The following is a 12974-nucleotide window of genomic DNA, read 5'->3' as shown; positions in this document are numbered from 1 at the left end:
GGCAGGAGGACGCGCCGCGCGCCGCCAATGCGTCAGCTCACCGCGCGCTTCGCGTTGCGTCCGCGCAGCCATTCTAGCGCGAGCAGCAGACACGTCGAGAACACGATGAGGATCGTCGCGAGCGCGGCGATCGTCGGGCTGATGTTCTCGCGAATGCCGGTGAACATCTGGCGCGGCAGCGTCGTCTGATCGGCGCCCGCGAGGAACAGCGTGACGACCACTTCGTCGAACGACGTCGCGAACGCGAACAGCGCGCCCGACATCACGCCCGGCGCGATCACGGGCAGCGTCACGCGAAAGAACGTCGTCACCGGATTCGCGCCGAGCGACAGGCTCGCGCGCACGAGATTCTGGTTGAAGCCCTGCAGCGTCGCGGCGACCGTCGTCACGACGAACGGCACGCCGAGCGCCGCGTGCGCGCAGATGAGCCCCGCGTACGTGTTCGCGAGGCCGAGCGGCGCGAAGAACAGATACATGCCGACGCCCACCACCACGACGGGCACGATCATCGGCGACAGCAGCACCGCCATCAGCAGCCCCTTGCCGCGAAAATCGGTCTTCGTGAGGCCGATCGCGGCAAGCGTGCCGAGCACGGTCGCGACGAGCGTCGCGGCCGGCGCGACGATGAAGCTGTTCTTCGCGGCCATCCGCCACTCGTCGGACGCGAGCAGGTTCTCGTACCAGCGCATCGAAAAGCCCGGAATCGGATAGACGAGGAACGTGCTCGACGAGAACGACAGCGGCACGATCGCGAGCACGGGCAGGATCAGGTACAGCAGCGTCAGCGCGACGAGGCCGCGCAGCGCGAAATACCATGCGCGCTCGATCCCCGACATGTGCGGCGCGAAAAGCGGCTTCGCCAGCAGTTTCATGTTCGTTTCCCCCGTTGGTTCCGTCTTTGCTCAGCCGAGGCTCGGCTGCGAGCGCGTGAAGCGTCCGTAGATCGCGTACAGCACGAGCGTCGCGGCGAGCAGCAGGCCGCCGAGCGCGCACGCCATTCCCCAGTTGATCGTCACGTTCGTGAAGTACGCGACGTAGTAGCTGACCATCTGATCGTTCGGACCGCCGAGCAATGCGGGCGTGATGTAGTAGCCGATCGCGAGGATGAACACGAGCAGCGCGCCCGCGCCGACGCCCGGATAGGTCTGCGGCACGTACACGCGCCAGAACGCCGCGAACGGATGGCTGCCGAGCGACACCGCCGCGCGCTGATAGCTCGGCGGAATCGACTTCATCACGCTGTAGAGCGGCAGGATCATGAACGGCAGCAGGATGTGCGTCATCGAGATGTACACGCCGACGCGATTGAACAGCAGCGCGAGCGGCTGCGAAATCAGGCCGACGTCGATCAGCGCGCGATTGACGAGCCCTTCGCTTTGCAGCAGCACGATCCACGCGGCGACGCGCACGAGCACCGACGTCCAGAACGGAATCAGCACGAGGATCATCGCGAGATTCGCGCGGCGCTCGGGCAGCGTCGAGATCCAGTACGCGAGCGGGTAGCCGAGCGCGAGCGCCAACAGCGTGACCGTGAAGCCGATCAGCAGCGTGCGGCCGAACACCGCGAGATAGATCGATTGATCGGGATCGGCGGGCACGATGCTGCCGAAACCGTCCTGCTTGTGATCGAGCGCCGCGAGCAGATAGAACGGCGAATAGCGGCCGCTGTTCTTCGCGATCGCCTGCCAGTACGCGGGGTCGCCCCAGCGCGCATCGAGCTCGAGCAGCTTCGCGCGCGTCTGCGCGGGCGCGAGCGGCGCGTTCGCGTCGCCCGTCAGCGGCATCGCGCGCGCGGTCTTCGCGACGAGCGACCGATAGCCGGGAATCTCGGTGTTCAGGCGCCGTGCGAGCGCGCCCATCGCCTCGCCGTCGGCGACCTGCGTGAGGTCGGCGGCGAGCGCCGCGTAAGCGGCATCGGCGGGCGGCGCCTTGCGGTCCCAGTTCGACAGCGCGGCGACGGTGCGCGGCAGCGCAGCCGCGATCTCGGGATTCTGCACGGCGCGCGTGAGCAGCGCGCCGATCGGCACCACGAACACGAGCAGCAGGAATATCGCGAGCGGCGCGACGAGCAGCAGCGCCATCGCACGCATCCTGGCCTCGGCCGCCTTCAGTTCACGCTTGAGCGATGGAGTCGGCGGCGCCGACTGCGTAGCGATCGTCATCGTATTCAACGGTTGTCTCCAGCCGAAACGCCGTTCGGAGGAACGCCGCGCGCGCCGTCATGACGCGCGCGGCCGTTTGCTTCATCGGCTCATGCGGCCGTCACTTCGACGCCCAAGCGGCAAAGCGCTGCTCGAGCTCGTCGCCGTGGTCGGTCCAGAACGTGATGTTCTGCAGCACCGCGTTCTTGCCGTTCGCCGGCGAGTTCGGCAGGTTCGCGAGCGTCTTCGCGTCGAGCGCCTTGATCGCGGCGACGTTCGCGGGGCCGTACGCGATGTGCTGCGCGTAGTCCTGCTGCGGCTTCGACGACAGCGTGTACGCGATGTACTTCTCGGCGAGCGCCTTGTTCGGCGTGCCCTTCGGAATCGCCCAGTAGTCCAGATCGTAAATGCTGCCGTTCCACACCACCTTCAGGTTCTTGCCTTCCTTCTGCGCGGCGCTGATGCGGCCGTTGTAAGCGGTCGACATCACGACGTCGCCCGCGACGAGGAACTGCGGCGGCTGCGCGCCCGCTTCCCACCACTGGATGTTCGACTTCAGCTCGTCGAGCTTCTTGAACGCGCGGTCCTGGCCCGCCTTCGTCGCGAGCACCTTGTAGACGTCCTTCGGCGCGACGCCGTCCGCCATCAGCGCGAACTCGAGGTTGTAGCGCGCGCCCTTGCGCATCCCGCGCTTGCCCGGGAATTTCTTCACGTCCCAGAAATCAGCCCAGCCGGCGGGCGCGCTCTTGAGCTTGTCCGCGTCGTATGCGAGCGCCGTCGACCACACGAAGAAGCCGACGCCGCAGGTTTGCGGCGATTCGGCAATCAGATCGGACTTCTTCGCGATCTTCGCCCAGTCGAGCTTCTCGTACAGGCCTTCGTCGCAGCCGCGGTTCAGGTCGCCCGACTCGACTTCGACGACGTCCCAGTTCACGTGCTTCGCCTCGACCATCGCCTTCACCTTTGCCTGCTCGCCGTTGTATTCGACGGCCGTCACCTTGTTGCCGGTCGTCTTCTCGAACGGCTGGTTGAACGCGGCCTTCTGCGCGTCGCCATTCGCGCCGCCGAAGTTGACGACGGTCAGCTCGGCCGCGCCGGCCGTCGCGCAGAACGCGGCGAGCGACAGCAGCGCAACCGCGCGGCGCGGCGTGTTGAACGTGTGGTGCATGATGTTTCCTCTCGTGACGGATGATGGAGCATGGTGGTTATACGAAGAGCGACGCGCAACGCGCGGCTTCGCGTTCATGCGAAGACCCGCAGATGCTCGGGCTGGAACTCGAGCGAGACCGGCGCGCCGGGCGCGAACGCATCGAGCGCGCCGGTGCCGAGCGGCACCTTGACGAAGCATTCGTCCTGCCCCGGCAACGCGCAGCGCATCCGGACGTGATCGCCGAAGTAGATGAGGCTGCGCGCTTCGCCGAATAGCGCGTTCGCCGCGCCGCCTGCCGCGCCGTTCGCCGCGCGGCCGCCGCCCGGCGCGACGTTCATCCGCTCCGGACGAATGCATGCGATGCCCGACGCGCCCACTTGCGCGTTGCCCGTATTCAGGCCGACGAGACGCGTGCCGTCGTCGAGCCGGAACTCGCAAAACTCGCCGTTCACGCTCGCGACGGTGCCGCACAGCCGGTTGCTGTCGCCGATGAAATTCGCGACGAACTCGTTGCATGGCGATTCGTAGAGCCGGTCGACGGTGTCGAGCTGCTGCACGATGCCCTTGTCGAACACCGCGACGCGATCGGACATCGTCAGCGCCTCGCCCTGATCGTGCGTCACGTAGACGAAGGTCAGGCCGAGCTTTTCGTGCAGCGCCTTCAGTTCGTACTGCATGTGCTCGCGCAACTGCTTGTCGAGCGCGCCGAGCGGCTCGTCCATCAGCACGAGCTTCGGCTCGAACACGAGCGCGCGCGCAAGCGCGATCCGCTGCTGCTGCCCGCCCGACAACTGCGCCGGATAGCGCTTCGCGAAACGCTCCATCTGCACCATCGTCAGCGCGGCGGCGACGCGCGCGTTGCGTTCCGCGGCGGGCAGGCGCCGCACGTTCAGCGGATAGTCGACGTTCTGCTCGACGCTCAGATGAGGAAAGAGCGCGTAGTTCTGGAACACCATGCCGATGTTGCGCTTGTGCGGCGGCACGTTGTTCAGCAGCTCGCCGTCGAGGCGGATCTCGCCTCCCGTCGGGAATTCGAAGCCGGCGAGCATCATCAGGCAGGTGGTCTTGCCCGAGCCGGACGGCCCGAGCAGCGTCAGGAATTCGCCGCGCCGGATGTCCAGATCGAGCGATTTGACGACGAGCGTTTCGCCGTCATAAGTCTTGCGCACGCCGCGAAAGCTGACGATCACATCATCGGTCTTCATCGTCCCGTCCCCTTTTCGTCTTGGCTCGACATTTCGAGATGCGATTCACTATACGGTGCACACGGTTCTACAATAGGGAACCATTTCAATATTTCCGGTAGAACCACTTTGGATACCGTGATCCTCTCCGACTGGCTTGCCACGCGACTCGAGCGGCACTCGGCCGAGCCGATGTACCGGCAACTGCTGCGCCTGATGCAGCAGGCGATCCTGTCGGGGGAGCTCACGCCCGGCACGAAGCTGCCGAGCTCGCGCACGCTCGCCACCGATCTCGCGATCGCGCGCAACACCGTGCTGCATGTGTACGACCAGTTGACGACGGAAGGCTACGTGCTGACGACGACGGGCAGCGGCACCTACGTCGCCGACACGCGCCCCGACGCGGCGGCGATGCGCGCGCAAGCCGGCGCGCTCGCGCATCCGTCAGACGAATCGCGCGACGTGCAGCAGCGCGCGCACGGCGCGCTGTCGACGCGCGGCGCGCAGTTGATCCGGCATGCGGGCGTGTCGCGCCGCCAGTGGGGAGCGTTCATGCCGGGCGTGCCGGACGTGTCCGAGTTTCCGACGCGCACGTGGAGCCGCCTGCAGGCGCGGCTGTGGAAGGAAGCGAATCCGGAACTGCTGACCTATGCGCCGGGCGGCGGCTACCGGCCGCTGCGGCGCGCGCTGTCCGACTACCTGCGCGTCGCGCGCTCGGTCAAATGCTCGCCCGACCAGATCATCATCACGACGGGCATTCATCAATCGATCGACCTGTCGGTGCGCCTGCTCGCCGACGTCGGCGATCGCGCGTGGGTCGAGGAGCCGTGCTACTGGGGCGTGCGCAGCGTGCTGCAGGCGGCGGGGCTCGTGCTCGCGCCCGTGCCCGTCGACCACGAAGGGCTCGCGCCGCGCGCGCAGGACCTGAAGCACCCGCCGCGGCTCGCGCTCGTCACGCCGTCGCATCAATATCCGCTTGGCATGGTGATGAGCCTCGCGCGGCGCCGGATGCTGCTCGAGTATGCGCGGCAGCATCAGTGCTGGATTATCGAAGACGACTACGACAGCGAGTTCCGCTACGGCAGCCGGCCGCTCGCGTCGCTGCAGGGGCTCGACGACGCGGGCCGCGTGATCTACGTCGGCAGCCTTGGCAAGATGCTGTTCCCGAGCCTGCGCCTCGGCTACATGGTCGTGCCCGAACATCTCGTCGAGACGTTCAGGACCGGGCTATCCGAGCTGTATCGCGAAGGACAGTTGATGCAGCAGGCCGTGCTCGCCGAATTCATCATGGACGGCTATCTGACGTCGCACGTGCGCCGGATGCGTGCGCTGTACGGCGAGCGCCGCCAGTTGCTGATCGACGCGATCCATGCGCGCTTCGGCGATGCGCTGCCGGTGATGGGCGACGAGGCGGGCCTGCACCTCGTGCTCGGATTGCCGAACGGCTGCGACGATCGAGCGATCACGCAGACCGCGTTCGACGCGGGCGTGATCGTGCGTCCGCTCACGACGTACTACAACCACGCGGACACCGCACGCGAGGGATTGCTGCTCGGCTACGCGTGCGTGCCGAACGAGCGGATCGCGCCTGCGTTCGACACACTCGCGCAAACGATCGAAGTGCATCTGGATCGCAGTGCGAAGCAGCGTGTCGCGTGACGCGCGTGACGCGCGCCGCTATTGCGGCTGCGCCGCCGCGCCGCCGCGATCGAGCGACGCCGCGCGCAGCGCCTCGCCCGGCTGCGTGAAGTAGCGCTGCCGCAGTTGCGCGATCTGCGTGTCGCGATCCTGCGGCGACAGATTCTGTGCGTCGATCTGCGCGCGCTGCGCCGCATATTCGTCGTACTTCGCGCGCCACGCGTCGTTCGCCTGCTGCATCTTCGCGACGCGTTCCGCGGCTTCCGGCCCGAGCGATTGCGCGAGCTGCGCGCGCATTTCGTCGGGCGACGCACCAGACTTCTGCGATTGCGCGATCCGCGCAATCGCATCGTTCTGCTGCTTTTCGCGCGCCTGCTCGGCACGCTGGTCGAGCGGCAGTTGCTGTTCGAGCGCCGCGAGGCGCGCGGCCCTCTGCGCGTCCGTCAACGAAGCGTCGCGCGCGATCCTCAGCCGCGCGAGATCGTAGCGCTGCCGCTGCTGCTCGGCGCCGAAGAACGGCTCGGCCCAGTCGCCGAGCGTGCGGCTCGCGATCGATGCGCGCTGGTCGAGCGCGAGCTGCAGCGCTGCGAGGTCGAGCTTGTTGCCGGGCGCGCCGCCGTCCGGCAGCTTCGCGAGTTGATCGAGATACGCTCGATAGCGTTTCCAGACGTCGAGCGCCTCGCCCTGCGCGACCGTGCCGTCGAGCTGCGCGGCGAGCTCGCGCGCGACGAGCGCATCGAGCGCCTGCGCGCTCAGCTCGCTCTGCGCGCTCAGGCAATAGTCGAAGAAATCGCGCACGGCCCGCGCCTTCGCGAGATGACCGTGCGCGTCGAGCGGCAGCCGCGGCGCCGACGAGCCGGCCAGCGACGCGGGCAGCCCGCTCGCAGCGGAGCCCACATCGGCGCTCTGCGCCGCGACGGCGGGCGCGGACGCGGCGACGCCCGGCGCTGCGCCCGCCGCGCCGGCATCGCGCTTCGCCGGCGCGCCGACGACATACCAGACCGCGCCGGCCGCAACGACGCCGGCCGCACCGTAAAGCGCGACGCGTCGCGCGAAGCCGCCCTCACCCTTCATCGATCACACGCCCTGCGTCTTCAGCCGGTTCGCATGCGTTCGGATCACCGCGACCGGATCCTCCGCATACGCGCCGCGCACGCCGAGCAACTGGTTGATCTCGTCGAGGTGGTTCCACTTGTAGCTCGTGCTGAGCACCTGGCCATACAGCGAGCTGCAGCGCGACACGAGGCCGTCGTTCGCGCCGGAGCCGCGATTGATCATCACCGTGCCGGAGCCGAGCAGCGCGAGCGTCGACGGATCGAGCGTATTCGCCGGATCGACGACCGGGATCGTGCTCGTATCGGTTGCGCCCGTCACGCCGAGCGCCGACAGCGTCGGCTGGATCGCCGTGCCGCCCCACGAATACAGCAGATGCGTGTTGCCGCCGACCGTCTCCGTCGGCGCGCCCGTCTGGCACGAGCCCGGCGCGCCTAGGCCCACGCTCGGATAGTTCTGGTTGTACGTCGCGGTCTGCGACGTCGTCAGCGTCTTCAGCGCGGCGAGCGCGTCCTGATTCGTGTTGTTGTTGCTGCTCGTCAGGATGCCGAACACATTGACGAACGCGGCGATCACCGTCGACGACAATCCGGTCGGATCGTACGCCAGCACGGTTTGCACGAAGTCCGCGAACTCGGAGCCGCGATGCGGCGTGCCGATCGTCGTCACCGACGCGACGAGCTGCGGCGCGACGGCTGCGACGTAGCGCGACGTCAGCCCGCCCTGGCTATGGCCGATCAGGTTCACCTTCGATGCGCCCGTCGCGGCGAGCACCTGCTGCACGTATGCGAGCAGTTGTTCGCCGCGGCCGTTCGGCCCGTCGTCGCTCTGGAAGCCGGACAGGTTCGCGACGTAGACCTGCGCGCCGTGCGCCTGCAGATCCGCCTGGATGCCGTACCAGTAGTCGAGAACGTTCGCGTATCTGTCGGTGCCGGTCAGGCCGTGCACGAGGATGATCGGATATCGGGTCGCCGCGTAACTGTCGACGACGGTCGTCGCCGCGACGGCGGATTGCGTGCCGGCAAGCGAGAGAAAAGTCCCGATGCTCGCGGCCGGCGCCGCGCTCATCGCGAACGCGGCCGCCGCCGCCACTGCTCTGGATCGCATCGATCTGGCCATGTACGTCTCCTTTTGTTTGAATCGTATCGGATGAGGATATTGTTTCTGTGCGCCTGACTACGTTTTGCACTGCCCGAATACGCAGCCTGCATGCCGGACACAGTTGCACGGCTCAACGGCGCCGCACAGGACGCGACGACGATCTTTGACGATTGAAACGAGCGCCTCCTGCGCCGGCCAAAGGAGTGAAGCATGCCTAACGAAAATTTTCCGTCGGTTAGACACGGCTCTCTAATCGATTGACGCTAGCGGCGAGGCCAAGCGGGTAAGCCGCCCGCATCGCGGATGCTGCACTGCGATGCGGGGGAAAGGAACGGATGGGGGAAGCTTAGAGCTTGGTGCTCAGACGGACCCACGCGGTACGGCCGGGCTCCGTGACGGGCACGTTCGCCGGATAGCCGAAACCGGCGTTGCCGGCGAGGTTCAGGTGCTCCGCATAAGCCTTGTCGAGCACGTTGTCGATGCCGACCGAGATCTGCACCGCCTTGCTCACGTTGTACTGCGCGTGCAGCGACAGCACGCCGAAACCGGCGCTCGGGCCGAAGTCCTTGCCGACGACGTTGCCCTCGTTCAGCGCATAGCGATGCTGCGGCGCAACGACTCGCCACAGCCCGCCCGCCGACCACGGCCCGCGCGTGTACTCGCCCCCAAAGCGCGCTTCGAGCGGCGGCATCTGCGGCAGCGGCGCGCCGCTTTGCACGTTGCGCCCCCACGCATACGCGAGCGACGCATCGAAACGCCACGGCGCGAGCGGGCGCCACGACGCGCCGAGCTCGCCGCCCATGATCTGCGCATTGACGTTCGTCGCCTGCGTCGTCTGCCCCATCGGGCCCGTCGCGTAATCGAACAGGATGAAGTCCTGCACGTAGCCCGCATACGCGGACACCCACGCGTCGAGCTTGTCGCTCTTGTACTGCGCGCCGATGTCGAGCTGCGTCGTCTTCTCGGGCTTGATCGCCGAGAACGCGTTGACCGAGCCGGTCGGGCCGCGCTTCGCGGAGAACAGTTCCCAGTAATCGGGGAAGCGTTGCGCATGACCGATGCCCGCGTACCACGTGACGGGCAGCGACGCGAGATCGCGCTCGTAGCGCACAAAGCCGCTCGGCAGCACGCGCGAGCGAAGATCGTCGAGCGTCGGATTGCGCATGCTCATATTCATGCCGCCCGTCGTCGCGCGCTTGTCGCGCGCGGCCGCATAGTCGATCCGCGCGCCGCCGATCACGTGCGACGCGTCGCTCGCATACCAGGTCAGCTCGCCGAACGCGCCCGCGTTCCACATGTTCGCCTGCGGATTCCACGGCTTGTCGCCGTAGTTCTGCATCCCCATCGCCGAGCGCGAGTCGAGGCGGTTCGACTGCGCGTCGACGCCCGTCACGAGCTGGAACGCGTCGGTGAAGCGCAGCGTTGCCGCGACGCGCGCGCCGAGCGTGCGGCGGCGGACTTCGGAGGCCATGCGCATCGGCATGCTGCTCGTCGGATCGGGCATCCGCAGCGTGTAGTTGTCCATCACGTGATCGGCTTCGTTGTAGAAGACCTGCGCCTCGACGCGGTCGAGCACGTCGCCGATGTGCTTCTTGTCGAACTTCAGGCCGAACGTCTCGCGCCGGAAATGCGCGCCGTCCATTCCGCGGCCCGCGTAGCGCGCGTAGCCGTCGCCCGTGCCCGCCGTCAGCTCGAGCCGCGTGTTGTCGTCGGGCGTCCAGCCGAGCGCCGCATCCGCGTTCCACTTGTCCCATTGCGACGGCACCGTGCGGCCGTTGCCGTCCTCGTAATCCTGCGAATGCGCGTGGTTCGCGGTCACGCGCCCGTAGAAGTCCGGCGTGCCGGCCGTCACGTCGACGTTCTGATCGTTGCGCCCGAACGAGCCGCCGACGACGCTGCCGTCGAAGCGCATGCCCGGCGTCTTGAAGCGCGGCGTCACGCGCTCGAACAGCACCGTGCCCGCCGACGCGCCCGGCCCGTACAGCACGGTCTGCGGCCCCTTGACGACCGTCACCTTGTCGTAGCTCTCGGGCGCGATGTACGACGTCGGCGCGTCCATCCGGCCGGGACATGCGCCGAGCGTCGACATGCCGTTCGCGACGATGTTCAGACGCGAGCCGAACATCCCGCGCAGCACCGGATCGCCATTCGTGCCGCCGCTGCGGATCGACGCGAAGCCGGGAATCGTCTTCAGGTAATCGGCGCCGTCGCTCGCGGGCAACGGCTGGCGCGGCGTTTTCGGATCGGTGACGACGACGAGCGGCGTCGATTCGGGCGCCGCGACGATTTCGATCGTCGGCAGCATCGCGGCTTCCGGCGCGGCGCCGGCTGTCGTGCGGTTCGTCGCGGTGGCCGTCGCGTCGGGCGCAACGCTGCCCATCGCGCCAGGCGCGCCGTGACGGTGCGCGGCATCGTCGGTCTGCGCGGCGGCCGGCGCGAGATGGAACGCACCCGCTGCGAGCGCGGGAACGGTAAGCGTGATCGCGCGCCGCCGACGGCGCGCACGGTCTCCACGCGCGGCGTGCGCGTGACGCAAGAATTTGGATGTCATGAATCGAAACTCGAAAGACGCCCCTCCGCGCGATCGTCGGATCAAACGGATGCGGGGACTGCATGAACGGAAATGAAGTCAGGCGTTCAGGCGTCTGCCGGCGGCGCGCGCGGATAGGCGTGCGTGTAGCGCTCGAGCGGGGGCGCGGCGGCCCCGGAAGGAACGGACGGCGCGACGGCCGCCACGTGCATGGAGAAGAGCGATGGCGCGGCCGCGCCGATCGCCGGGCTGTGCGCGAAGAACGCGCAGTATCCGCATGCGTCGAGATGCAGCGCATGATGCGCCGCGCCGTCGCGCGCCGGGCCGCCGTGCGCGGCGCCCGCCGCAGCCGGCCGTGCGCCGTGCTCGTCGCCGCAGATCACCGCGGCGGAAGACGGCGCGGCGAGCCGCGCGTTTGCCTGCGAGACGAGCGGCGCGACGCTCGCCAACCAGACCGCAAGCATGCCCAGCCAGGCAGTCAGTTTGCGGAATCGGTTGGACATGGTTCGGGATGGCGTAAAGGGAATGTAATGCCGCCCGAATGTTACAGAATGTTGGCTGGCTTGGGTAGCGTGAAACGGTCGCGGGGCCGGTCGTGGTCGCGCGAACCGCGCACGCGCATCGTTGCATCCGCAACGATGCGCGCCGCGGCGGCGAAGCGTGTCAGAACGTCATCCGGCGCAGCGTCGCGTCCCGCTTCACGAAGTGATGCCAGAGCGCGGCGAGTGCGTGCAGGCCGATCACGTAATAGAACACGTTGCCGATCAATTCGTGCGCTTCCTTGATCGTCGAACGCAGCGCCGCGTTCGGACCGAACAGCGTAAACGACCAGTCGATCCCCGCGAGCGTCACCGGCTTGCCGCCGAAGTTCAGCGTCATGATTCCGAGGAGCGGCTGCGCGACGATGAACACGTACAGCGCGAGATGCGCGAGCTTCGCGAACAGCGCGAGCCACGCCGGCTGCGGCAGCTCGCGCGGCGCGCCGCCCGCCAAGCGCCAGACGATCCGCAGCACGGCCAGCGCGAGCACGAGCGTGCCGGCAAGGTAATGGACGTTCGACCAGAACACCCGGCTGTCGGTCCCTTTCGGCCCGCGCACTTCGATCGCGAGGTACGCGAGCGCGACGAGCAGGAAAATCGCCCAATGGAAGAAGACGGCGGGACGGCTGTAGCGCGCCTGGCCGGCGAGGATACGATTCATGATCAGTCTCGTTCGTATTGAAGGGAACCACCGGATCGCGCGCGGCGCCGCACACGACGTTGTCGAATTGTAATGACGCGCGATGCGCGGGCCCTGCGGCTCGATCAAGTTTCCGCATGATCGCGGATCGCGTGCCGGGCGGGCTCGGGTAGAGCCGCATGTCGGCGCGGCAATGCTTGAACTATTCTCGAATCAATATTCGAGCAGTCGGGCACGCATCCGCCACGACGCCCGCTTCACCGCTACACGCAAGGCCCCATCATGCAGAAAGCCGCTTTTGTCGCAGCCTACAGACTGGTCGGCTGCGGACTGATCCTTTCCGCGACCTGTCACAGCATCGCACGCCGATGGAACACGCCGACTTTCCGGCTCGACAACTTCCTCAGCTACTTCACGCAGCTCAGCAGCCTGTATGCGGCCATCGTGCTGCTCGCGGGATTATGGCTTGCGACGAAACCGCCGTCGCGACGATACGAGTCCGCGCGCGGCGCCGTCGTGCTGTACATGGCGATCACGGGCATCGTCTACGAGCTGCTGCTCGCGCATCTGGACACGCTGCATCATGCGACGCCTTATTATACGAACTGGATATTGCATCGGATCATCCCGATCACGGTGTTTCTCGACTGGCTGTACGTCGCGCCGCGCGTGCGGATCGACTGGTCGCAGCTCGCGCGGTGGCTCGCGTTTCCGGTCGCGTATCTCGGCTATACGCTCGTGCGCGGCGCGCTGATCGACTGGTACCCGTACCCGTTCGTCGATCCGCGCGCGCACGGCTATCTGATGGTCGCCGCATACAGCGGCGCGATCGCGGCGGGCAGCCTCGGTTTCGCCGCGCTGATCGTGCTGCTCGGCAACCGCGCCGGCGCGCTCGCGCCGCAGACGGAGCACGCTTGACGACGGCGCCGCGCGCACGCGCGCACGCCGGATGGCCGGGCCCGGTGGCGACACGATCGCGCCGCTCAGCCGCGCATCGC

General features: G+C 67.6%; 11 protein-coding genes. 2 read left to right on the top strand and 9 right to left on the bottom strand.

Going from position 1 to position 12974, the window contains the following annotated elements:
- Positions 1-32: 32 nt before the first annotated feature.
- The 4 genes from WS92_RS05635 to WS92_RS05620 all read right to left on the bottom strand — a co-directional run bounded on the left by WS92_RS05635 (position 33) and on the right by WS92_RS05620 (position 4496).
- Positions 33-872, bottom strand: coding sequence for an ABC transporter permease (locus WS92_RS05635; RefSeq protein WP_006028592.1), 840 nt, complete (start codon positions 870-872; stop codon positions 33-35).
- A gap of 30 nt (positions 873-902) precedes the next feature.
- The gene (locus WS92_RS05630; RefSeq protein ID WP_059931919.1) at positions 903-2162 is read right to left on the bottom strand and encodes an ABC transporter permease; all 1260 of its coding nucleotides are present in this window, start codon (positions 2160-2162) and stop codon (positions 903-905) included.
- Between the two features lie 100 nt (positions 2163-2262).
- The gene (locus WS92_RS05625; RefSeq protein WP_059931916.1) at positions 2263-3309 is read right to left on the bottom strand and encodes an ABC transporter substrate-binding protein; all 1047 of its coding nucleotides are present in this window, start codon (positions 3307-3309) and stop codon (positions 2263-2265) included.
- Positions 3310-3383: 74 nt separating this feature from the next.
- A complete protein-coding gene (locus tag WS92_RS05620) occupies positions 3384-4496 on the bottom strand; it encodes an ABC transporter ATP-binding protein (protein WP_059931915.1) in 1113 nt (370 codons plus the stop codon).
- Between the two features lie 108 nt (positions 4497-4604).
- On the opposite strand from WS92_RS05620, the gene WS92_RS05615 reads away from it, so the two are divergent.
- Positions 4605-6134: a MocR-like pyridoxine biosynthesis transcription factor PdxR gene (locus WS92_RS05615; RefSeq protein WP_059931913.1), complete on the top strand. Its 1530-nt coding sequence runs from the start codon at positions 4605-4607 to the stop codon at positions 6132-6134.
- Positions 6135-6152: 18 nt separating this feature from the next.
- Here the strand turns inward: WS92_RS05615 and WS92_RS05610 are convergent, their stop codons facing one another.
- From WS92_RS05610 to WS92_RS05590, 5 genes are all read right to left on the bottom strand, one after another.
- Complete coding sequence (locus tag WS92_RS05610; protein WP_059931910.1) at positions 6153-7187, bottom strand: lipase secretion chaperone; 1035 nt, start codon at positions 7185-7187, stop codon at positions 6153-6155.
- 3 nt (positions 7188-7190) lie between these two features.
- Entirely contained in the window at positions 7191-8285 is a 1095-nt protein-coding gene (locus tag WS92_RS05605; RefSeq protein ID WP_043283076.1) for a triacylglycerol lipase, read from the bottom strand.
- Positions 8286-8613: 328 nt separating this feature from the next.
- Entirely contained in the window at positions 8614-10818 is a 2205-nt protein-coding gene (locus WS92_RS05600) for a TonB-dependent copper receptor (RefSeq protein WP_059931908.1), read from the bottom strand.
- An 86-nt stretch (positions 10819-10904) separates the two neighbouring features.
- Positions 10905-11300, bottom strand: coding sequence for a DUF2946 domain-containing protein (locus WS92_RS05595; RefSeq protein WP_059931906.1), 396 nt, complete (start codon positions 11298-11300; stop codon positions 10905-10907).
- Positions 11301-11460: 160 nt separating this feature from the next.
- On the bottom strand, positions 11461-11997 hold the full coding sequence (locus tag WS92_RS05590) for a cytochrome b (protein WP_009915702.1): 537 nt from the start codon (positions 11995-11997) through the stop codon (positions 11461-11463).
- Positions 11998-12258: 261 nt separating this feature from the next.
- Here WS92_RS05590 and WS92_RS05585 point away from each other — a divergent pair, with 261 nt between their 5' ends.
- Positions 12259-12894, top strand: coding sequence for a Pr6Pr family membrane protein (locus tag WS92_RS05585; protein WP_006028582.1), 636 nt, complete (start codon positions 12259-12261; stop codon positions 12892-12894).
- Positions 12895-12974: the final 80 nt, after the last annotated feature.

Origin of the sequence: Burkholderia sp. MSMB1588, from assembly GCF_001546925.1 — a bacterium.
GTDB classification, from domain to species: domain Bacteria; phylum Pseudomonadota; class Gammaproteobacteria; order Burkholderiales; family Burkholderiaceae; genus Burkholderia; species Burkholderia humptydooensis.
The sequence above is the reverse complement of the archived record's forward strand: the minus strand, read 5'-3'. Positions and strand labels throughout refer to the sequence as shown.

Bases quoted from the DNA above. Each gene is read 5' to 3' on its own strand.
- WS92_RS05635 (WP_006028592.1), bottom strand. From the start codon at position 872: ATGAAACTGCTGGCGAAGCCGCTTTTCGCGCCGCACATGTCGGGGATC.
- WS92_RS05630 (WP_059931919.1), bottom strand. From the start codon at position 2,162: ATGACGATCGCTACGCAGTCGGCGCCGCCGACTCCATCGCTCAAGCGT.
- WS92_RS05625 (WP_059931916.1), bottom strand. From the start codon at position 3,309: ATGCACCACACGTTCAACACGCCGCGCCGCGCGGTTGCGCTGCTGTCG.
- WS92_RS05620 (WP_059931915.1), bottom strand. From the start codon at position 4,496: ATGAAGACCGATGATGTGATCGTCAGCTTTCGCGGCGTGCGCAAGACT.
- WS92_RS05610 (WP_059931910.1), bottom strand. From the start codon at position 7,187: ATGAAGGGTGAGGGCGGCTTCGCGCGACGCGTCGCGCTTTACGGTGCG.
- WS92_RS05605 (WP_043283076.1), bottom strand. From the start codon at position 8,285: ATGGCCAGATCGATGCGATCCAGAGCAGTGGCGGCGGCGGCCGCGTTC.
- WS92_RS05600 (WP_059931908.1), bottom strand. From the start codon at position 10,818: ATGACATCCAAATTCTTGCGTCACGCGCACGCCGCGCGTGGAGACCGT.
- WS92_RS05595 (WP_059931906.1), bottom strand. From the start codon at position 11,300: ATGTCCAACCGATTCCGCAAACTGACTGCCTGGCTGGGCATGCTTGCG.
- WS92_RS05590 (WP_009915702.1), bottom strand. From the start codon at position 11,997: ATGAATCGTATCCTCGCCGGCCAGGCGCGCTACAGCCGTCCCGCCGTC.
- WS92_RS05585 (WP_006028582.1), top strand. From the start codon at position 12,259: ATGCAGAAAGCCGCTTTTGTCGCAGCCTACAGACTGGTCGGCTGCGGA.